We start from the raw sequence: 21590 nt of genomic DNA, 5'->3' as shown, positions 1-21590 counted from the left end.
TGTGCCGGAGGATGACGCGAAGCAGGCTGCTGCCGATGTGACGCAGCCCGTGAGCGATCGAATCTGGACCATTCCCAATGCGCTGTCGACATCGCGCCTGGTGGGTGTGCCGGTTTTCCTGGCGTTGATCCTGACCGGGCACGACCTGTGGGCGCTGGCCGTCCTGATGGTGTCCGGGTTCACCGACTACCTGGACGGTAAGGTCGCCCGCGCCTACGGACTGGTCTCCCGCCTGGGCCAGTTGCTCGACCCGCTGGCCGACCGGTTGTACATCCTGTCCACCCTGCTCGGCCTGGCGTGGCGGCACTTCATCCCATGGTGGCTGGTCGCCGTCCTGGTCGTGCGTGAGTTGTTCGTACTGAGCCTCGGGCCGGTCCTGAAAATTCACCGGCTCCCGATCCCGCCGGTTCACTTCATCGGCAAGGCCGCGACCTTCAACCTCATCTACGCATTCCCGCTGGTGCTGCTCGGTCACCAACCCGGAATCGTCGGCGCGATCGCGCTGCCGATCGGTTGGGGATTCGCGTGGTGGGGCACCGGGCTCTACTGGGTCGCCGGCCTGATGTACGCCGTCCAGATCCGCCAGATGGTCCGTGACGGATCAAGGGTGTCGCGCGCGCCCGTGCATTCTCCGTGACTCCGCCACTGGCGGCCAGCCGTGATCCTGCGGCCTCGATGTCGCTGATCACCGAGCTGATGCGTAATCCGTTGGACCCCGCTTACCAGCAGGAGGCCGACCGGCGGGCTGCCGCGGGGCTCGTTGCCGTACCCCCGACCCGGTCGCCGTTGTTGATCCTGACGGTGGTGCTGCTCGGGTTCGCACTGATCGCCGCCGCCCTCAGCCTTCGCGTGCCCAGTGGCGTTCAGCAGAAGCAACGCGACGCACTCGTCTCTCGTATCGAGGTGGGGCAACGCAGCATCCTGGCATCGACCACCCAGATCACTGCACTACGCGCCCAGATCGCCACCGCTCAGGCCGGGGCGCTGTCCCGTAACGACGGGACGGTGACCGCACAGGAGCTGCTGAGCCTGTCGGCTGCCACGGGTCTGACGGCGGTGCGCGGACCGGGGATCGTGCTGCAGGTCGACGATGCGCCGGGTAGCGATCCAGGGTCCGGAGCCGATCCGCGGGCCGATCCAGGCAACACAGCAGCCGGCGGTCAAGGTCAGCTCAGCTCGACCGACCTGCAGTTGATCACCAACGGGCTGTGGCAGTCCGGAGCCGAAGCGATCGCCATCAACGGGCAGCGCCTGACGGCGCAGAGTGCGATCAGGTCGGCCGGGCAGGCGATCCTGGTCAATTTCACCGCACTGCAGCCCCCGTATACGGTGTCCGCGATCGGTCCGGCCTCAATGGGTAAAGATTTCGCTCGCAGCGAGGGTGGCATCTATCTGCAGGGGCTGAGCCAGAGCTTCGGTATCCGTAAGACCCTGAGCGATCGGACCGATGTGTCGTTGCCCGCTGCGGCACCTGCCGGACTGCGCTACGCGAAGGAGACCCCGTGATTCCCGCCATCGGCCTCGTCGTCGGCATCGTGCTCGGGTTGTTCCTGCACCCCGATGTCCCGCTGTGGCTGCAGCCCTACCTCCCGGTTGCCGTCATTGCTGCGCTGGACGCGGTCTTCGGCGCCGTGCGGGCAATGCTCGACGGAATCTTCAGCGACAAGGTCTTCGTGGTGTCGTTGCTCTCGAACGTCGTCGTCGCTGCATTGATCGTATTCATGGGTGACCAACTGGGTGTTGGTTCGCAACTCTCCACCGCGGTGGTCGTCGTGCTCGGGTTGCGCATCTTCTCCAACGTGGCGGCAATACGCCGCCACCTCTTCCACGCATGACGACCCCCGATGGCGGGCAGCCGGAGTCTGCGGACCGGTCCGGAGTGGGTGCGGAACCCACGGCCGGGTCGGTCTCGGGCTGGCGCATCCTGGCGCGAAACGGTCGACCGCGAGCCACCAAGGGCAATGCCATCGCAGTCGTGCTCGCTCTCGGTCTGGGATTCGCGATGGCAGCGCAGGTGCAACAAACCCGATCCTCAGGTTTGGAGGACCTGTCTCAGGACAACCTGATTGCGTTGTTGGACGCCGAGACCGGGCAGAACGCACGACTGGCGAGGGAGAAGGACACGCTCACCGACACACGCAATCAGCTGCAGGGCAGCAAGGGGGATGCAGCAGCGCTGCAGGCGGCGCGCGAACGTCTTACCCAACTGGGCATTCTTGCGGGCACGATCGGCGCGAAGGGTCCGGGAATCCGCATTCTGGTCGCAGATCCAAAGGTAGGTGTGCAGGCCGCGACGTTGCTGGATACCGTGCAGGAGCTGCGCGACGCCGGGGCCGAGGCGATCCAGATCAACGACGTGCGAGTAGTGGCCAGCACGTATTTCTCAACCAGTTCGGACAATCGGCTGGTCGTGGACGGTACGGCGATCCACGCGCCGTACACAGTTCTGGCCATCGGGGACCCGCAGACGATGTCGACCGCGATGGCGATACCGGGTGGCGTGGTGAGCACGTTCCGGCAACTGGGCGCGACCGCGGTCGTGAAGACTGCGACTACAGTGACCGTCTCCGCGTTGCGGGCACGAAGCAGTGCTCGTTACGCTCAGCCAGACAGTACGCCGACCGGTTGACTGAGTCCCCGAGCACCACGAGTGCTGACCGGGGGTGTCACGACGCCGTTTCACTCGAGGAGCCTCATGTCCGAGCTGGAATACCCCGACGACCTGCGCTACACCGAGGACCACGAGTGGGTGGGCGAGCAGGGAGAGGTCGTTCGGATCGGCATCACCGCCTTCGCCCAGGAGGCGTTGGGTGACGTCGTGTACGTCAGCCTGCCGGCCGTCGGCGACCAGGTCGCTACCGGCGATTCCTGCGGTGAGGTCGAATCGACCAAATCCGTCAGCGATCTGTATGCGCCGCTGGACGGTGAGGTCAGCGCTGTCAACGTCCAGCTGGACAGCACCCCGGAGCTCATCAATTCTGATCCGTACGGCGAGGGCTGGATGTTCGAGCTCCGGTTGAGCGACCCGACTGCTATGGCGGCTCTGAAGAACGCTGCCGATTACACCGCCTCACTCGGCTGAGCAGGCAGGCCCCTTCAACGCTTCTCTTCAGCACCAGCCGCGCACCGATCGGTGTGCGGTTGGCCTTATATCTATCGCATAGGGTGACGCAATGACCGATCAACCGGCCTCCGGTGACACCACAGCTCGTATACCCGCTGTCGGCGCGGAACTTCCGGCCGTGGTGCAGCAGCCGGAGTCGCACCCTTCGGGCACCGAACAGGCGACTATCGAGGCCTTGCGTCCCGGCACTGCGTTGCTGATTGCGCAGCGTGGGCCCGGTGCCGGAGCGAAGTTCCTGTTGGACGCCGACGAGGTCAGTTCGGGGCGGCATCCTGACAGCGACATCTTCCTGGACGACGTGACCGTCTCTCGCCGCCATGCGATCTTCCGCAGAGCCGAGCACGGGTACGTCGTGCAGGACGTGGGTTCGCTCAATGGCACCTACGTCAACGGTCAGATCACCGACTCGGCCCAACTGGTCAGCGGCACTGAGGTCCAAATCGGTAAGTACCGCCTGGTGTTCTACGGTGCCGCCGGTTCCTGACGGTTCCAGCCACACCGTGGGATCGGTGCTGGCTCTACTACGTGCTGATTTTCCCGACCTGACGATTTCCAAGGTCCGTTTCCTGGACACCGAGGGGGTGGTCAGTCCAGGGCGCTCGGCCTCCGGCTACCGCCGCTACAGCGACGCAGACGTCGATCGCCTCAGGTTCGTACTCACCGCTCAACGGGATCGGTTCTGGCCGTTGCGCGTCATCCGAGAGGCGTTGGACGCCTACGACCGTGGTCTCGAACCGTCCACTGGGCCCGATCCTCGTCCCGTACCGCCACCCCCGGTGGCGTTGGACCCGCTCGGGCCCGTGGGAGACGAAGCGGTGACCCGGAACGAGTCGCCCTTGCGGTTGACGTTGGGCGAAGTGGCTCGCGGCGCCGGACTCAGCGAGATCCAGGTGCGCGACCTTGCCGGATTCGGCCTCATCGTGTCGGTGGACGGCTACTTCGACCGGCCCGCGCTCGTGATCGCGCGAAGCGCAGCTGCATTGATGCAACGGGGGCTCGGCGCCAGACATCTACGCACCTTCCGCCTCGCGGCCGAACGGGAGGCGGCGATCGTGACACAGCTTCGTGGCGGTCGGGGTGGCAGTGCGGAGAGCGCCGTCGAGGGGGAGTGTCTGGAGCTGCATCTCGCTCTGCTGCGCGCGCAGGTAGCGTTGGCTCCATGAGGAAAGTCGATGTCATGGGCGTGCGGGTGGAGATGCCCACCAATAAGCCGATCGTTCTGTTGCGTGAACGCGATGGTCAGCTGTACGTACCGATCTGGATCGGTGCGCCTGAGGCGACGGCGATCGCTTACGCGCAACAGGGCATTACCGCGCCCCGGCCGCTGACCCACGACCTCCTGGTCAACGTGTTGGCCGAACTCGGTCACACGCTGGAGCATGTGGTGGTCAGCCGCATGGAGAACAATATTTTCTATGCCGAGCTGGTGGTGGACGGTGATACGACGATCAGCGCCCGATCTTCGGATGCCATCGCCATCGCACTGCGTGCCGGTGTATCCATCTATGTGGCCGACGAGATTTTCGACGCAGTCGGTGTCGCTGTGCCGGTCGAAGAAGACGATGAGGTCGAGAAGTTCCGCGAATTCCTTGACAACGTATCCGCGGAGGACTTCGAAGCGGCCAGCGAGGATGAGATCGCGGACTCAGATCCCGAGGGTCCTGACGGAGAACAGTCACCCTCAAGTTGAGGTTTAGTCTTGGCCATTGGCTCGCGACACGCCGAAGCTTCAAGGCATCAGTCGTTGACCCGCCGTGTTTTGGCGCTTACGTTTTCGAGCACGGGCGGTCCGCTTCGTTCCTGAAAGAAGAGCCGGACCGGGTCGTACAGTGAACATTGGCCGTCCGCCGAGCGGGCAGTCCGAGCGGGCTGCAGGCCCACAACATGGAGGTCGACCGTGGCGGTAACGGGCACGACAGGCGATGCCACGGCTCGCGACAGGGCCACGTCCGCCCCTGCACCGCTGCAGGGCGCATTGTTTGCGCATCCTGCAGACAGCGTCGACAACGAGGCCGTCGGTTATCGAGGGCCGATTGCGTGCAACGCGGCGGGGGTGACCTACCGTCAGCTCGATTACTGGGCCCGCACCGGTCTATTGGAACCATCGGTGCGCAACCCGTCCGGTTCCGGTCACCAGCGCCTTTACAGCTTCCGCGACATTCTCGTACTCAAGGTGGTCAAACGACTCCTGGACAGCGGCGTCTCCCTGCAGCAGATCAGGGTCGCCGTGGGAGTACTGCGTTCGCGTGGCATAGCTGACCTCGCCGGAATCACTCTCATGTCCGATGGTGCAAGCGTCTACGAATGCACGTCCGATGATCAGATCATCGATCTGATGCGCGGTGGTCAGGGCGTTTTCGGTATTGCCCTGGGGTCGGTATGGCGCGAAGTGGAGGGCAGCCTCAGTTCGCTACCGAGCGAACGTCCGGACGCAGAGCGTCCGGCAGCCCACCCCGGTGATGAGCTGCAGCGTCGGCGCGAGGCGCGAGACGCCGGTTGAGACGGGCCGCAACTGGCGGGCCTACTCCCTGATCGGCGGGAGCTTTCAGCAGGCCGACGAGTCGCGGCTGCGTACCGTTGCCGGTGGGGCGTAGTACGCTTGTCCTGCTGACGACACCGGCGGGAGAGAACTCGTTCCTACTGGCACGAGGACGCCGAAGGGGCAATTCTCCCCAGAACCTCTCAGGCTCCCGGACCGCCCGGTCGAGGCACGTCTGAAGTTCGCATGCCTTGTTGCGTGCGGTCGACAGTAGGGGAGGCGTAGCCCACTGTCCGCCTCCGCGAGGGAACACAACGCCATGAGTAGTTCGACCGAACACACCGCATCAGACGCCGTCTCCCCTGAGGCGGTCGCGCCGGACTTCGTTCGCCGGCACATCGCTCCCACCAGCGATGACGTGACGGTGATGTTGAAGGCGATCGAACAGCCCAGCGTCGCCGCGCTGATGGAGGCCGCTGTACCCGGCGGGATCCGCTCGGACCATCCGTTGCAGCTGGCGGCAGCATCATCCGAGCCGGCCGTGATCCGGGAGCTGCGCGAGATCGCGGCCCAGAACACAGTGCTGACGAGCATGATCGGGCTGGGCTACTACGGGACGCACACACCGGCGGTCATCCGCCGCAATGTTCTGGAGAACCCCGCCTGGTACACGGCGTACACGCCCTACCAGCCGGAGATCTCCCAGGGCCGCCTGGAGGCACTGCTCAACTTCCAGACGGTCGTCTGCGACCTGACGGGACTGGCTACGGCCGGCGCGTCCCTACTCGATGAATCGACGGCCGTCGCCGAGGCCATGACGTTGATGCGGCGCAGCAGCAAGGCGACCGCCGACGCCGTCCTGGTGATCGACGCCCAGGTGATGCCGCAGTCGATCGCGGTGACCCGCACGCGTGCCAAGCCGCTCGGGATCGATGTCGTCGTCACCGACCTGAGCGCAGTTGCAGATCCCGACGGATTGCGTGCTGCGGCTGGGGACCGGGACGTCTTCGGTGTCGTGGTGCAGTACCCCGATGCCTCCGGGCGCATTCGGCAGTGGTCCCGGTTGGCCACTGCCGCTCACGAGCTCGGTGCGTTGGTCACGGTCGCCGCCGATCTGTTGGCGTTGACCCTGCTCGCAGCGCCCGGCACCTGGGGAGCCGATATCGCCGTCGGCACGACGCAACGGTTCGGGGTCCCGATGGGCTTCGGCGGCCCGCACGCCGGATACCTCAGTGTCCGGGCCGGGCTGGAGCGCACGATGCCGGGCCGTCTGGTCGGTCTCAGCGTGGATGCCGACGGCGCCCCGGCCTATCGCCTTGCCCTGCAGACCCGTGAACAGCACATTCGCCGGGAGAAGGCCACCTCGAACATCTGCACCGCCCAGGTGCTCCTCGCGGTCATGGCCTCGATGTACGCCGTATGGCACGGCCCCGTCGGCCTGACACGAATCGCCTGCGAGGTGCACGCAAAGGCAGTAGCCCTGGCGGCGGCGCTTCATGAGGCCGGCGTCCAGGTCGCAGCGGGTGACTTCTTCGACACGCTGACGCTCGAGGTCCCGCAGCGCGCCGAACTCATCCGTACTGCCGCGCTGGAGCGCGGCATCAACCTGTGGCAGATCGATGCCGACCGGCTTTCGTTGAGTGTCGATGAGACCACGACGGATGAGGAACTCGCATCGGTGGCAGCAGCCTTCGGAGCGGCCGCTCCGCAGCGGATCGCTGACGCCCCCGCACCGTCCTGGGCACCGGCGGTCATCCGGGAGGGCAGCTTCTTGACCCACCCGGTCTTCCACGCCCACCAGAGCGAGACCGAGATGCTGCGCTACCTGCGCACCTTGTCCGACCGCGACTACGCACTGGACCGTGGGATGATCCCGCTTGGTTCCTGCACGATGAAGCTGAACGCGACCACGGAGATGGAAGCGGTCACCTGGCCGGAGTTCGCCAACCTGCACCCGTTCGCGCCCGCCGACCAGACGGTCGGGATCCGGTCGATCGTGAGCGATCTGGAATCCTGGCTGGCCACCATCACCGGGTACGACTCGGTGTCCCTGCAGCCCAATGCAGGTTCCCAGGGAGAATTCGCGGGTCTGTTAGCCATCCACGCCTACCACGAGGCTCGTGGCGATTTCGAGCGTCGGATCTGCCTCATTCCCGCCTCGGCGCACGGCACCAATGCTGCCAGCGCCGTCATGGCGGGCCTGAAGGTCGTCGTCGTGAAGACAGCCAACACGGGCGAGATCGATCTGGATGACCTGCGCGCGAAGATCGATCAGCATGGCGACAAGCTCGCTGCAGCGATGATCACCTACCCCTCGACACACGGTGTCTACGAAGACACCATCACCGAGCTGTGCTCGCTGGTGCACGCGGCGGGCGGGCAGGTCTATGTCGATGGAGCCAACCTCAACGCGTTGATCGGTATCGCCGAGCCGGGCACTTTCGGTGGCGATGTCTCCCACCTCAACCTGCACAAGACGTTCTGCATCCCGCACGGTGGTGGCGGCCCCGGTGTGGGACCGGTCGCGGTCCGCGCGCACCTGGCGCCCTACCTGCCGAATCACCCGTTCGCCGCTGAGGCCGGCCCAAGTACCGGAGTCGGTCCGGTGTCCGGAGCACCGTACGGGTCTGCGTCGATCCTGCCGATCTCCTGGGCGTACGTGCGATTGATGGGCGGTCACGGACTGACCGAAGCAACCAAAACCGCAGTGCTTTCCGCGAACTACATCGCGGCGCGTCTGCGCGATTCCTACCCGGTGTTGTACTCCGGCGAGCACGGACTGGTGGCGCACGAGTGCATCCTGGACCTGCGCGGCATTACCAAGTCCTCGGGTATCACCGTCGACGACGTCGCCAAGCGGCTGGTCGACTACGGGTTCCACGCTCCGACCATGTCCTTTCCGGTAGCCGGCACCCTGATGGTCGAGCCCACTGAGAGTGAGAGCTTGGCGGAGATCGACCGGTTCTGCGATGCGATGGTCGCGATCCGGGCCGAGATTCAGGCCGTCGAAGACGGTGGTGTCGCCGCGGCCGACAGCGCGCTGCGGCATGCCCCGCACACCGCGCAGTCCCTCACCACCGATTGGGAGCACCCGTACACACGGGCCGAAGCGGTCTACCCGGCAGGCGTCGATCCGACCCGCAAGTACTGGGCCCCGGTGCGGCGTGTTGACGGCGCCTACGGCGATCGCAACCTGATTTGCTCCTGCCCGGCGCCGGAGGCGTTCGAAGACTGAGCGCGCATCCTGGCCCCATATTCCTGGGGTGATTCGCGTCTGACGCCGATCGTCAGACGCGAATCGTGCCCAGATAGGCCGCGATACGGCCGATCGCCTCGGCCAGCGTGTCCACGTCCGGCAGCGTCACCAACCGGAAGTGGTCGGGTTCGAACCAGTTGAAGCCCGTGCCATGAGTGACGAGGATCTTCTGCGCGCGCAGCAGGTCGATTACAAAGGCCTGGTCGTCCTGAATCGGGTAGACCGCCGGATCGAGGCGCGGGAAGCAGTACAACGCGCCTTGCGGCTTGACGCAGCTGACGCCGGGGATCTCATTGAGCAGTCGCCAGGCCAGCATGGACTGCTCGTAGAATCTGCCACCGGGCACAATGAGTTCGCCGACCGACTGGTATCCACCGAGTGCCGTCTGAATCGCGTGCTGGGCCGGGACGTTGGCGCACATCCTCATATTCGCGAGCAGAGTCAGACCCTCGAGGAAATCCCCGGCACGATGCCGCGGGCCGGTGATCGCCAGCCACCCGGAGCGGTATCCGCAGACGCGGTACGCCTTGGACAGGCCGCTGAACGTCAGACACAGCACGTCGTCACCGGCGAACGTCGCCGCGTGGTGGTGGACCGCGTCGTCGAACAGGATCTTCTCGTAGATTTCGTCGCACATCAGAACCAGGTCGTGCCGCCGGGCGATATCGACGAGACCACGCACGATGTCTTCGCTGTAGACGGCGCCGGTCGGATTGTTGGGGTTGATCAGCACGAGCGCATGGGTGTTCGGGCCGATCTTGGCCTCGATATCGGACAGATCGGGATTCCATCCGTTCTCCTCATCGCACCGGTAGTGCACAGGAATACCGCCGGCAAGAGTCACTGCGCCGGTCCACAGCGGATAGTCGGGAGCGGGGATCAGAATCTCGTTGCCGTTGTCGACGAACGCCTGCAGCACCATGGAGATCAGTTCGCTGACCCCGTTGCCGATGAAGATGTCGCCGACGCCGACCTCGGTCAGACCTTTACTCTGGTAGTAGTTCGCGACGGCCGTGCGTGCGGAAAAGATTCCGCGGGAATCGCTGTATCCCTGACTGGTCGGGAGGTGATGGATCAGATCCTGTTCGATGGCCGCCGGCGCCTCGAACCCGAACGGCGCAGGATTACCGATATTCAGCTTGAGGATGCGGTGACCCTCAGCCTCCAGGCGCTCGGCTTCGACCAGGATCGGTCCGCGTACGTCGTACCGGACATGTTGCAGCTTGGCTGACTGTTTGATCTCGCGCACGCGGCACAGCCTGACACAGCCCGCATGTCCGGGCGTTATGCCACGGCGTGGGCTCGGATGTGCGAACCGCTTTCGGTCTTCACGACGTCGATGGTGCTCTGGATGCGGTGTCGCAGCTCGGCCACATGGCTTACGATCCCGACACTGCGACCCCCGCTGCGCAATGTGTCCAGCACGCTCATGACCTGGTCGAGAGTCTGTTCGTCCAACGACCCGAACCCTTCATCGACGAACAGGGACTCCAGCGGCCGACCTCCGGCATCTTGTAGTACGGCATCACCCAGCCCGAGGGCCAGCGCCAGGGAGGCAATGAAGGCCTCCCCACCGGACAGTGTCGCGGTGTCTCTGCTGCGCCCGGTCCAGCTGTCCAGAACCCGCAGACCCAGACCGCTGCGGGCACCGGCCTTGGCCAGTTCGTCGCTGTGCTCGAGGGTGAAGCGACCATCGGACATGACCGCGAGCCGCTCGTTCGCCAGGGCGGTGACCGATTCCAGCCGCGCCGCAAGCACGTAGGACGTCAGACGCATTCGGAGCGTGTTGTCACCCTGCCCGGACGCCGTCTCGGCGAGTGGTCCGAGCACTGCGAGGTCGGCTCGTGCAGTGGACGATCCGGTGACCAGGAGCTGCACCGAGGTGGCGATGCGATCCAACTCATGCACCGCGCGATCAGCACCGGACACGGCGTGCACCGCTGCCCGGTGTCGGTGATCACTGGCTTGGGCCGCTTCTTCCAGCGCGGCAATATCGGGTTTCGGCGAGCGCTCGGCGGCGATGAGCTGCGGTTGCTCCAGAATGCCGGTAGCCCGCTCGTTGGCAGTCTGTTCGGCGGCAATCCGGTTCTCGATCTGCGCCATCTGCGGCAGATCGAGAAGAGCGGCCTGCGCCTGGGAGAGATCCGAGAATCCCTGAGACGCCAGTATTTCGGTGAGTTCGGCGGCGGACTGGCGGTCTGCTGCTGCAGCGAGTCGAACCGCCAGATCGGCCTGATGCAGGTCTCGTAGGGCCGGCACCAGGCGCGTGTGGCGGTCGATGGGATCGCCGCGATCGACGCGATCGCAGCAGCATTGCGCGGTGTGTTGTTCACGCAGCGCCAGCGCTCTGGCTTCGAGGGTCGCCAGGACCGTCCGCGATTCCGCGTGCCGGGCCTCGGCCAGGCCCAGGTCGTAATCGGCGCTGGTGCAGCTCTGCTGCGCACTGGTCGCAGACCCGGTGAGTTCTGCGAGTCGGCCACTCAGCGCCTCGAATGCGCTGCGGGTAGCTTCGACTCGGGTCAGCGTTGCCTGCGCCGAACTGAGCGCGCCCTGCAGCGCATCGTCGTCAAGCGTTCCGGGGAGGGTATCGAGGGCGTCCAGCGCCGCACGATGCGCTGTTGCTCGTTCAGCGTGGCTGCCCCGGGCTGTTGCGAAGGCGGCATCTGCATCACTGAGGGCCTGGCGGGCCGCGACGGCCACTGCCTCGGCGCGCACTACGTCTTGCTCAGCTGCGGCACCAGCAGGTGGTGCAGCGGGCGCTGGATGCTCGGTGGATCCGCATACCGGGCACGGGCAGCCGCGGGTGAGTCCGGCGCCGATCTCACCGATCATCCCGGACAGTCGCGCCTGGCGCAGGTCGATCGCTTGCTGCTCGGCCGATGCGAACCTGGACCGCGAGACCTTTGCCTGCTGTTCGGCTGCGGTCTGCAGGACCCGCGCATCGGCCAGCGTTCGTCCAGTGTGCAGCGCTACGCGGTGTACCTCGACCGATCGTCGCGCATCCTGCAGCACCGACACGTCGGTGCACAGCGCGGCGAGTTCCCGTTCGACGTCGTCGATGGTGGCCTGCAGCCGCACAGTGGCTTCGTGCGCAGCGAGACTCCGCTCGTGTGCGGCCAGGGAGGCCTTGGAATGCAGAACCACCGCAGCCGCGGCGGTGGCGTGCTGGGCGGCCAGATCGGCGAGCACATCGAGCGTCGAGCTACCCAGCTCGACGGCGGTCTGCAGAGACGTCCGATGCAGCTGACCGTCGACCAGGCAATCGGTATCGACCAGTTCGACGACCATGCGTTCAGCGGTTCGCGCTGCGCCCTCGGCGGTGGCGAGCACCTCGGCCACCGCCAGTCGGTGCGTTGCGACCGGACGTATGACTGCAGCCCGGCGGGCGGCCCGAACGGTGGACAGCTCCAGCTCTCGTGCCGCGTGTCGTTGCTCGTAGGCGGCCAGCGTGGCCCGTGCCTCGGTGGCCTGCAGTTGCCACTGCAGAGTTGTTTCGGCGCGTAACCGGGCGTCGCGGGCGATGTCTCGATCTTCTGCCGCGCCGTCCGCGTCGACCAGTGCCTGGGTGGCGCGGTCCACCGCCAGCGCACGACATTCGCCGATCGTGGCGAGCAACGTGGACCCGGGTAGATCTGACGCGGGGACCTGAGGCGCGCCGTTGGAGGGGGCCGCTGGTAGGTCGGACTCGGCGAGCACCGTGGTCAGCCGTTCGCCGTGTAGCGCGATAGCGAGATCGGCGTCGTGCACCGTGTCGGAGAGTGCGCGTTTGCGGTCAGCGAGCCACTGTTGGGCATCTGCGAAGCGTTCGATGTCGAACAACCTGCGCAGCAGTGCCGACCGCTCTTCGGGCTTGGCCCGCAGGAATGATGCGAATTCGCCCTGCGGCAGCAACACCACCTGGGCGAACTGCTCCATACCGAGACCGAGGTGGTCGGTCACGATCTCTGCGGCCTCGTCGATGCGGGTGCTCTGCGCGACCCATTCGGCCCCGCGCAGTATCTCCAACACCACGGTCGCGGGGCGGCGGGTGGTACCGGATCCGCGTTTTTTCGGGGCATCCCACTCCGGGCTACGGGTGATGCGCAACCGGTCACCGGCGGCAGTGAACTCCAGCACGACGCGTGGCGCGAGCAGGGGGTCGGCGTGATCGCTACGAATCGACCCGCGGTGACCGGTCCGACTTCCGGGGACAGCCCCGTAGACCGCGTAACAGATCGCATCCAGGATCGAGGTCTTACCGGCTCCGGTGGCACCCTGAATCAGATACAGGCCCGCGGCTGCGACCGCATCGAAGTCGACCGTTTCGACGGCGGCGAAGGGGCCGAACGCCTGCACCTGCAGCCGGTGCAGTCTCATGCCGCGCCGCGCGTGGAGGACGGCGCAACGGCTACCCCTTCATCGATGGTGGCGGCGCGGTCGGTGCGGGCGTGCTCGAGAGCGGAGATCCAGATCGCCTGTTCCTGGGCACTTGTCACCAGTCCACCGCGCACGTGCTGGGTGAAATCGCAACACAGATCGACGTCGCCGCGCCCGCGTACCCGGTCGGTGTAGCTGCGACGGGCCGTCGGGGTGTGCACCTGCTCAAATCCCAGTGTCAACGTGTGCGGGAATCTGCGTCGGATCTGTTCCATGGCGGCGGCTGGTCGCGCTGCGTCGGTCAGGGTGACCTCGCACCAGGAGGACTCATGTTGCACAAGAGATGAGTCACGCAGTAGTTCGGGCAGCGTTCCACGCAACCGTGCGAGCGGGCGATGTACGGGTGCCTCGACCAGCCGGGTCCGCACGGCCCGCCCGTCGAAATCGACGACGACCGAGGATTTGACCTGACCGGTCTCGGAGAACGACATGGCCACCGGGGAGCCGCTGTAGCGGATGCCGGCCGCCAGACCCATCGGTCGGTGGATATGTCCGAGCGCGACGTAATCGACACCGGTGAACACCTCCTTGGGCACAGCCGCGACCCCGCCGACGGCGATATCGCGCTCGGAGTCCGAGGTCGTCGCGCCGGTCACGAAGGCGTGTGCCATGACGACGCTGCGGCGGTTGCGCACCGCGATGTCGGCTCGAACGCGCTGCATGGCGGCTCGTAGCACCGCTGCGTGGGTTAGTTCGTCGGTGCCGAGCTCGGGCCCGACCACGGCCGGTTCGAGGTAAGGAAGCGGGTAGACGACGAGGCCGCCCAGGTCGACCGGTGTTCCGATGGAGTCGACGCGGGTGCGGATGTGCAGCCCGGCCCGCTCCAGGACGCGCGATGCGAAGCCCAGCCGGATGGCCGAGTCGTGGTTGCCACTGGACAGGACCACCTGAGCCCCGGCGTCCAGCAGTCGAACGACCGCGTCATCGAGCAGGGCAACGGTCGCGGGGGCCGGCAGGGCGCGGTCGTAGATGTCGCCGGACACCAGGACGGCATCGGCTTTCTCCTCGCGGACCAGGTGGACCAGATGGTCGAGGTACTGCGCCTGGGCGTCGAGCAGCCCGGCACCGTGGAAGGAGCGACCCAGGTGCCAGTCGGAGGTGTGAATGATGCGCACACCCCGAAGGTTAGAAGCTGGCACCGACAACGGCCGTTATCGGCCGGTCGGGCGGGAACGTCCGGACGGAGATCTGCCGGCAGATGACCTGTCGACGGCTTCTCGATGCAGCGTCCGGTTGACCCCTCCATCCTCGATCCGCACGGGGCCGCACGGTCCGCGATGTGGGCACTGCTGTCCGCTCTTCGGGCGCAGCGATCACAAACCGGGCCTGGACCCCGTAGGTTTAGCCGATCTCCACCAGTGCGGTGTGCTCGAAGTTGCTCGAGAGTCGCTGCGCGCCCGGCCAGCAACTGTGCCCACATCCGTACCTGCTTTATTTCTGATCCACTGCATGAGGAGGCCTGATGGGCGCAGAAGTCTCGGGTGTGGCCTACACCCGCGAGCAGCGGCAGCGGTACCGCGAGAAGGTCCGCCAAGACCTCGACGTCTTCGAACGGATGCTCGCCACGCATTCTTTCGAGTACGAGCGTCAGCTCACCGGTATGGAGATCGAGCTCAATCTGGTCGGCCGCGACGGCCTGCCGATGATGTCGAATGCAACGGTGCTGGAGAGCATCGCCGACAACGACTACCAGACCGAGCTCGGACGTTACAACATCGAGCTCAACGTCAGTCCGCGTCCGATGCCAGGTCATTCGGCGGCCGAGCTGGAGAGCGACCTGCGCGAGAGTTTGAACCGCGCCGAGGAGAAAGCGGGCGAATCAGGGGCCCGAATTGTGCAGATCGGCATTCTGCCCACGTTGATGCCCGAACACTTCTCACCGGACTGGATGAGTGCCAACACCCGGTACGCCGCGCTGAACGAGTCGATCTTCGCCGCCCGCGGGGAGGATCTCTTCATCGATATCGAGGGTCCGACCGGGGAGCGCCTCGCGATGTACGCCGATTCCATCTACCCCGAATCCGCCTGTACCTCGATCCAGCTCCATCTGCAGACCCCCCCGGCGCAGTTCGCGGCCTACTGGAATGCCGCGCAGGCGATCTCGGGGGTGCAGTTGGCGATCGGCGCCAATTCGCCCTACCTCTTCGGCAAACAGTTGTGGCATGAGACCAGGATCGAGTTGTTCCAACAGGCCACCGACACCCGCTCGATCGAACTGAAGAACCAGGGCGTCCGGCCCCGGGTGTGGTTCGGAGAGCGGTGGATCACCTCGATCTTCGACCTGTTCGAGGAGAACGTCCGTTATTTTCCGGCGCTGCTGCCGGAGACGAGCGACGAAGACCCGGTGGCTGTACTGGCCGCAGGCACCGCGCCCGCGCTGATGGAGTTGCGGCTGCACAACGGCACCGTCTACCGCTGGAACCGGCCCATCTACGACACCGTCGACGGATCGCCGCACCTGCGGGTGGAGAACCGCGTCCTGCCGGCCGGTCCGAGCATCGTGGACACCATGGCCAACTCGGCGTTCTACTACGGCGTGGTGCGAATGCTCGCGGAGAACGACCGTCCGGTCTGGACCCGGATGAGCTTCGCCGCAGCGGATCACAACTTCACCGAGGGCGCCCGGCACGGGATCAATGCCACCCTCTACTGGCCCGGGTACGGCGAGGTTTCGGCGGATGAACTCGTCCTACGCCACCTGCTACCGCTGGCGCACGAAGGCCTACGACGGTGGGGGGTGGCTACCGCCGTGCGGGAGCGCTACCTCGGGATCATCGAGGCACGCTGCCGCGCGGGCGTCAACGGGGCCACCTGGCAGATCGATTGCGTGCAGGCGCTGGAAGCACGCGGAGCCAGCCGCGCCGAAGCGCTGGCCCAGATGCTCGAGCTCTACCTGGAAGGCATGCACAGCAACGAGCCGGTGCATACCTGGGCGCTGCCGAGCTGACCGACCTGACCGATACGAAAGGTGCACCGCGGCATCACTCCCGGGTCGAGCGGTTCCAGACCTGGATGCACGGGTTGCCGTGGTAGTAGCCGAGCATCGACACCGCACCTGCGTCGAGCATCAGCTTGGCGCCGAGGCGGGGCACCGTCTGCAGGAAGACGGACGCCAGGATGCGCAGTGAGTGCCCGTGCGCGAAGGCGACCACGTTGCCCTCGTCCAGCAGCGGCACGGCCTTCTCGACGATGTGACTTACCCGTGCGGCGACATCTTCGACCGTCTCGCCCCGCGTCACACCGGGCACGACGCCATCCTTGAAGATTTCCCATTCCGGGTTTCCGCATTGTTCGCGAATCTGCGGGGTCGTCATGCCCTCGTATGCGCCGTAATCCCATTCGCGCAGGTCCGGATCGATCTCGTAGTCCGTGATACCGGCGAGCTCTGCGGTGCGACGCGCACGCTGAAGTGGCGAGACGAACACGGCTGCCAGCGGCATGTCCTTGATCACCTCTCCGGCCCGTCGCGCGCACTCTTCGCCTTCGGGTAGCAGGGGACGGTCAGTGGTGCCGGTGTGTTGTCCGCTCAGGGACCACTCCGTCTCGCCGTGCCGGATGAGGATCAGGCTGAATTTCGGGCTCGCTACGCTCATCCGAGCAATCTAATCGGACCCCGGGCCATCTGCAGACCGACAGCGCGCAGGACTCGCGCGATGCGCGGGTGGATCGAGAATTTGCCCCGGATGTCACCGCCGTCGCCTACCGTTGCTGCATGGCGAGGTACTTCGACGTTCACCCCCACGATCCGCAACCACGCAGCATTGCGCAGGCAGCCGACATCATTCGTCGTGGTGGTCTGATCGCGTATCCGACAGAGTCGGGGTATGCGCTCGGATGCTCGCTGGACAACGCTGAGGGCAAGGAGCGGATTACCCGTATCCGGGCGCTGGACTCGCACCACCACTTCACGTTGGCATGTCACGATTTCGCCCAGATCGGGCAACTCGTGCAACTGGACAACCGGGTGTTCCGTGCTGTCAAGGCTGCCGACGCGGGTAGATACACCTTCATCCTGCCCGCGACCGGTGCGGTGCCGCGACGCCTGCTGCATCCCAAGAAACGCACGGTGGGAGTGCGGATCGCGGCGGCTCCCGTGGTGTGCGCGTTGCTCGCCGAGCTGGGGGAGCCGATGCAGTCCAGCACTCTGATCCTGCCGGGCGAAACGAGCCCGATGACCGACGGGTGGACGGTGAAGGAGGAGCTGGATCATCAGGTCGACGCCGTCATAGACACCGGCGAATGCGGTGACGAGCCGACCACGGTCATCGACTGGTCGGGCGAGGTGCCCGAGGTCGTGCGGGTCGGTTCCGGAGATCCGAGCCTCTTCGAATGACGGCCTGACGGCATCCGCTGCCGGTCGGACCGGTCCTAGAGTGGCGGGTATGACGCGTGCCTTATTCGTGACCGAGCACGGTGACCGTTCGGTCCTTGCCGTGCGCCAGTACGACGTCCCGCCACCCCGGCAGGATCAGGTGCAGGTCCGGGTCGCGGCTGTCGGTGTCAACTTCATCGACGTCTACAAGCGGCAGGGTGTCTATCCCGGTTCGACGCCGTTCGTGCTGGGCGAGGAGGGCGCGGGCATCGTCGAGGTGGTCGGTGCTGCCGTGACGGATATCAGCCCGGGCGATCGGGTCGCCTGGGGACAATCTGCCGGGTCGGCCGCTGAACTGGTCAATGTCACTGCGGCGAGCGTCGTACCTGTGCCGCAGGGTCTGGACCTGACGAAGGCGGCTGCAGCCATGCTGCAGGGGATGACCGCCCACTACCTGGTCGAATCGACCTATCCGGTACGCGAGGGTGACATCGCGCTCGTACATGCAGCGGCCGGCGGGGTCGGGCAGTTGCTGGTGCAGCTCATCACTGCGAAGGGCGCCCATGTCGTCGCGACTGCAGGCAGCCAGGCGAAGCTCGACATAGCCTCCCGGTTATGTGCAGCGCACACCATCGGCTACCACGAGTACGACGGGCGTCCCGATGAGCTGGCTGCAAGAGTGCGGGAGCTGGCCGGTCGCGGAGTTGATGTGGCCTACGACGGAGTCGGCAAGGCGACCTTCGAGGCATCCCTACGATCATTGCGACCACGCGGGACGATGGCGCTGTTCGGCGGCGCGAGCGGACAGGTGCCGCCCTTCGACCTGCAACGTCTGAACGCCCTCGGATCGCTCTTCGTCACCCGCCCGTCATTGGCCGCATACCTGGCCACCCGGGAGGAACTGCTGTGGCGGGCCGGCGCGATCCTCGGCGGGATCCTGGACGGATCGCTGCAGATCGACATCAGTGCCACGCACCCTCTCGACGATGCCGCGGCAGCATACGAAGCGCTCGAAGGTCGGGCCACCACCGGCAAGTTGTTGCTGACGCTCTGACGCTCCGACGTCCGCTCAATGAGACGACACGAGACAGTGCGCAGGCCCAGTCGTAGATCCGTAGGCTCGGGGTAGCGGGTGCACGCCTGCGTCAGTGCGTCGTTCCAGATGAACATGTTCGATGAGGCATTGGGGCCGCTGCTGATCAGCGTGCGGGTGTTCACCCACAACACGGCAACTGCTCGTGAGTCGGCCTGTGTGTGCTGGCGGGCTTGACAAGCGCTGGCCTGAGAGTGCTTCGCCGGCGGCTCGCCCGCTGCGTGATGATCAGTCGGGGGGTAACGATCGCAAGGATTCAGGCTGGGAGACCTGGCCGCGGCACCGCGATGCCTGGCCCGTGCGTCGGGGTGGGCCGCCGATCGCCCGCCACCAGAACCGTTGTGGCGACCGAGAGCAGAACGAATCCCCACGGGTGGAGGAACGCCGTCCTGATCAAAACCACGACGAGGAGTAGGACAGCAGCAGGTTCTGGAACGTAGACCCAGGATCGAGGTGATGAGGAAGCCGCTCAGGGTGAAGAAGATGCCGACCCCCACGGTCCCACCCTGCGCCCACGGCAGACCCAGATGTGCGCAGATCGCCAGGGCGACCGCAATAGTGCGTACGCCGTCCAACCCAGGAAGGTAGTGCAGTGAGGCAAAGTAGGGCGGGGGAGGGGGCAACATGGTTGGTCGGGCGCGAAGCGACTGTGAAGGAACTGTGCACGCACCGCTGTAGGTCGTCGTCCTGCCCCGCAGTCGTGGCACAGAAGTTCGCCTGAGTGGATGAGCAGGCGTCGACTGTGCCGGTGATTACCGCTCTTGTCACGACGCCGTGGCGCATTACGTTGGGTAACGATTCGATCACCGCTAAGGTGATCCCGACCACAAGTAAGCAAGCGCTTAGTCGGTCGCCGCGTGAGTCGCGGCGGCCCTACTGCAGGGAGTGCACATGCCCGAGGCTGTCATTGTTTCCATCGCCCGTTCCCCGATCGGCCGGGCCCGCAAGGGTTCGCTGGCCTCGATACGGCCCGACGACCTGACGGTGCAGATGGTGGCGGCTGCACTGGACAAGGTGCCCGAGCTGGATCGGGGGGACATCGAGGATCTGATGCTCGGCTGCGGTCAGCCGGCCGGTGAATCCGGCTTCAACATGGCACGCATCGTGGCCACCATGTTGGACCTGGATCACGTCGGCGGCACGACGGTGCAGCGCTACTGCTCCTCCAGCCTGCAGACGTCGCGGATGGCCATGCACGCGATCCGCGCCGGCGAAGGCGACGTGTTCATCTCAGCCGGGGTGGAGACCGTCAGTCGGTATGAGCACGGTTTCGCCGACGGTCACCCCGATACGAAGAACCCGATCTTCGACGACGCCGGCCGACGTACCGAGGTCGCCGCAACCGGGCAGATCGAGGGGTGGCACGACCCGCGCGAGGACGGCAACCTGCCGGACGTGTACATCGCGATGGGTCAGACCGCCGAGAACGTGGCGGCGTTCAAGGGCGTCTCGCGCGCCGAGCAGGACGAGTTCGGCGTCCGCAGCCAGAACCTTGCCGAGCAGGGCATCGCCAACGGCTTCTGGGCGAGCGACATCACCCCCGTCACGCTGCCCGACGGCACCACGGTGAGCAAGGACGACGGCCCGCGCGCCGGCGTCACCATGGAGGGAGTGTCCGGTCTACAGCCGGTGTTCCGCCCGAACGGCACGGTCACGGCCGCCAACTGCTGCCCGTTGAACGACGGCGCCGCTGCTGTCGTCATCATGAGCGACACCAAGGCCAGGGCGCTCGGCCTGACCCCGCTGGCACGCATTGTGTCGACGGGTCTGACCGGTCTGTCGCCGGAGATCATGGGCCTCGGTCCGGTCGAGGCGTCGCGTCGCGCGCTCGCGTATGCGGGCATGAGCATCGGCGACATCGACCTGGTCGAGATCAACGAGGCATTCGCCGCCCAGGTCATCCCCTCTGCGCGCGACCTGGGCATCCCGATGGACAAGCTCAACGTCAACGGCGGCGCGATCGCCATCGGGCACCCGTTCGGGATGACCGGTGCGCGCATCACCAGCACCCTGATCAACTCGTTGCGTTTCCACGACAAGCAGTTCGGTCTGGAGACCATGTGCGTCGGCGGCGGCCAGGGAATGGCAATGATTCTGGAACGACTCAGCTGAGCGTTCGCGCCCCGACCACACCCGTTCGTCAATGAGGAGTAGTTCGTGAGCCGTTTGTCCGGGAAGACCGCCATCGTCACCGGCGCCAGTCGGGGCATCGGCCTCGCCATTGCCCAACGCATTGTCGACGAGGGTGGGCGGGTTGTCATCACCGCGCGCAAGCAGGAGGCACTCGACGTGGCCGCAGCCCAGTTGGGTGGACCGGACGTCGCGCTCGCGGTGGCCGGTAAAGCCGACGACCCGGCGCATCAGCAGGCTGCCATCGATGCCGCTATCGCCGCTTTCGGGTCGTTGGATCTGCTGGTCAACAACGCCGGTATCAATCCGTCATACGGTCCGTTGATCGAGGTGGACCTGGGTGCCGCCCGCAAGACGACGGAAGTCAACGCGATCGCGGCACTCTCGTGGGTGCAGTTGGCCTACCGGGCCTGGATGCACGAGCACGGTGGGTCGATCGTGAACGTCGCGTCGGTGGCGGGCATTCGACCAGCACCGGGTATCTCCTTCTACGGCGCGACGAAGGCGATGCTGATCTCGTTGACCGAAAGCCTCGCCGTCGAGCTCGGCCCGGGGATCCGGGTCAACGCAGTGGCTCCCGCGGTCGTCAAGACGCAGTTCGCCGAGGCGTTGTACGCGGAGGGTGAGGAAAAGGTCGCCTCGGCCTACCCGCTGCGCCGACTCGGGGAGCCTGCGGACGTCGCAGCTGCGGTTACTCACCTGCTCTCCGACGACAGCGCGTGGACGACGGGTCAGACCCTCGTCCTCGACGGTGGCGTGACGCTCACCGGCGGGGTGTGA

19 protein-coding genes and 1 riboswitch are annotated in these 21590 nt (G+C 65.9%); of the genes, 15 read left to right on the top strand and 4 right to left on the bottom strand.

Annotated features, from left to right (window positions below):
* Nucleotide 1 precedes the first annotated feature (1 nt).
* From V3G39_11915 to gcvP, 10 genes are all read left to right on the top strand, one after another.
* Nucleotides 2–637 (top strand): CDP-alcohol phosphatidyltransferase family protein, encoded by a 636-nt coding sequence (locus V3G39_11915; protein ID XAS75369.1) that lies wholly within the window; start codon nt 2–4, stop codon nt 635–637.
* A complete protein-coding gene (locus V3G39_11910) occupies nt 634–1506 on the top strand; it encodes a DUF881 domain-containing protein (GenBank protein XAS75368.1) in 873 nt (290 codons plus the stop codon). The genes V3G39_11915 and V3G39_11910 overlap by 4 nt, the downstream gene beginning before the upstream one ends.
* A complete protein-coding gene (locus tag V3G39_11905; GenBank protein ID XAS75367.1) occupies nt 1503–1835 on the top strand; it encodes a small basic family protein in 333 nt (110 codons plus the stop codon). Before V3G39_11910 ends, V3G39_11905 begins: the two co-directional genes overlap by 4 nt.
* Entirely contained in the window at nt 1832–2629 is a 798-nt protein-coding gene (locus tag V3G39_11900) for a DUF881 domain-containing protein (GenBank protein ID XAS75366.1), read from the top strand. Before V3G39_11905 ends, V3G39_11900 begins: the two co-directional genes overlap by 4 nt.
* 66 nt (nt 2630–2695) lie before the next feature.
* Nucleotides 2696–3082 carry a glycine cleavage system protein GcvH gene (gene gcvH / locus V3G39_11895; GenBank protein ID XAS75365.1) on the top strand — a complete coding sequence of 129 codons (387 nt, stop codon included), beginning with the start codon at nt 2696–2698 and terminating at the stop codon, nt 3080–3082.
* A 91-nt stretch (nt 3083–3173) separates the two neighbouring features.
* Nucleotides 3174–3608: an FHA domain-containing protein gene (locus V3G39_11890; GenBank protein XAS75364.1), complete on the top strand. Its 435-nt coding sequence runs from the start codon at nt 3174–3176 to the stop codon at nt 3606–3608.
* 25 nt (nt 3609–3633) lie between these two features.
* A complete protein-coding gene (locus V3G39_11885) occupies nt 3634–4287 on the top strand; it encodes a MerR family transcriptional regulator (GenBank protein ID XAS75363.1) in 654 nt (217 codons plus the stop codon).
* A complete protein-coding gene (locus V3G39_11880) occupies nt 4284–4814 on the top strand; it encodes a bifunctional nuclease family protein (protein XAS75362.1) in 531 nt (176 codons plus the stop codon). The genes V3G39_11885 and V3G39_11880 overlap by 4 nt, the downstream gene beginning before the upstream one ends.
* A gap of 273 nt (nt 4815–5087) precedes the next feature.
* The gene (locus tag V3G39_11875; protein ID XAS78227.1) at nt 5088–5624 is read left to right on the top strand and encodes a MerR family transcriptional regulator; all 537 of its coding nucleotides are present in this window, start codon (nt 5088–5090) and stop codon (nt 5622–5624) included.
* A 110-nt stretch (nt 5625–5734) separates the two neighbouring features.
* A riboswitch (glycine riboswitch) is annotated at nt 5735–5832 on the top strand.
* Between the two features lie 90 nt (nt 5833–5922).
* Complete coding sequence (gcvP, locus tag V3G39_11870; protein XAS75361.1) at nt 5923–8838, top strand: aminomethyl-transferring glycine dehydrogenase; 2916 nt, start codon at nt 5923–5925, stop codon at nt 8836–8838.
* 52 nt (nt 8839–8890) lie between these two features.
* On the opposite strand, the gene V3G39_11865 is transcribed toward gcvP, so the two are convergent.
* The 3 genes from V3G39_11865 to V3G39_11855 are packed head-to-tail and all read right to left on the bottom strand — an operon-like array spanning nt 8891 to nt 14390.
* Entirely contained in the window at nt 8891–10108 is a 1218-nt protein-coding gene (locus V3G39_11865; protein ID XAS75360.1) for a pyridoxal phosphate-dependent aminotransferase, read from the bottom strand.
* 35 nt (nt 10109–10143) lie between these two features.
* Nucleotides 10144–13215, bottom strand: a complete 3072-nt coding sequence (locus V3G39_11860) for an AAA family ATPase (protein ID XAS75359.1) — start codon at nt 13213–13215, stop codon at nt 10144–10146.
* Nucleotides 13212–14390, bottom strand: coding sequence for an exonuclease SbcCD subunit D (locus tag V3G39_11855; GenBank protein XAS75358.1), 1179 nt, complete (start codon nt 14388–14390; stop codon nt 13212–13214). Before V3G39_11855 ends, V3G39_11860 begins: the two co-directional genes overlap by 4 nt.
* 347 nt (nt 14391–14737) lie before the next feature.
* On the opposite strand from V3G39_11855, the gene V3G39_11850 reads away from it, so the two are divergent.
* The gene (locus tag V3G39_11850) at nt 14738–16222 is read left to right on the top strand and encodes a glutamate--cysteine ligase (GenBank protein ID XAS75357.1); all 1485 of its coding nucleotides are present in this window, start codon (nt 14738–14740) and stop codon (nt 16220–16222) included.
* A 34-nt stretch (nt 16223–16256) separates the two neighbouring features.
* Here V3G39_11850 and V3G39_11845 read toward each other — a convergent pair whose 3' ends face one another.
* Nucleotides 16257–16868: a histidine phosphatase family protein gene (locus V3G39_11845; GenBank protein XAS75356.1), complete on the bottom strand. Its 612-nt coding sequence runs from the start codon at nt 16866–16868 to the stop codon at nt 16257–16259.
* A 119-nt stretch (nt 16869–16987) separates the two neighbouring features.
* Here V3G39_11845 and V3G39_11840 point away from each other — a divergent pair, with 119 nt between their 5' ends.
* The 4 genes from V3G39_11840 to V3G39_11825 all read left to right on the top strand — a co-directional run bounded on the left by V3G39_11840 (nt 16988) and on the right by V3G39_11825 (nt 21590).
* Nucleotides 16988–17608 (top strand): L-threonylcarbamoyladenylate synthase, encoded by a 621-nt coding sequence (locus tag V3G39_11840; protein XAS75355.1) that lies wholly within the window; start codon nt 16988–16990, stop codon nt 17606–17608.
* A 49-nt stretch (nt 17609–17657) separates the two neighbouring features.
* Nucleotides 17658–18641, top strand: coding sequence for a quinone oxidoreductase (locus tag V3G39_11835; protein ID XAS75354.1), 984 nt, complete (start codon nt 17658–17660; stop codon nt 18639–18641).
* Nucleotides 18642–19571: 930 nt separating this feature from the next.
* Nucleotides 19572–20792 carry an acetyl-CoA C-acetyltransferase gene (locus tag V3G39_11830; protein XAS75353.1) on the top strand — a complete coding sequence of 407 codons (1221 nt, stop codon included), beginning with the start codon at nt 19572–19574 and terminating at the stop codon, nt 20790–20792.
* Between the two features lie 45 nt (nt 20793–20837).
* The gene (locus V3G39_11825) at nt 20838–21590 is read left to right on the top strand and encodes an SDR family oxidoreductase (protein XAS75352.1); all 753 of its coding nucleotides are present in this window, start codon (nt 20838–20840) and stop codon (nt 21588–21590) included.

The organism is Dermatophilaceae bacterium Sec6.4 (assembly GCA_039636865.1).
In the GTDB taxonomy this organism is placed as follows: Bacteria; Actinomycetota; Actinomycetes; order Actinomycetales; family Dermatophilaceae; genus Allobranchiibius.
This window is presented reverse-complemented; position numbering and strand designations above follow the sequence as displayed.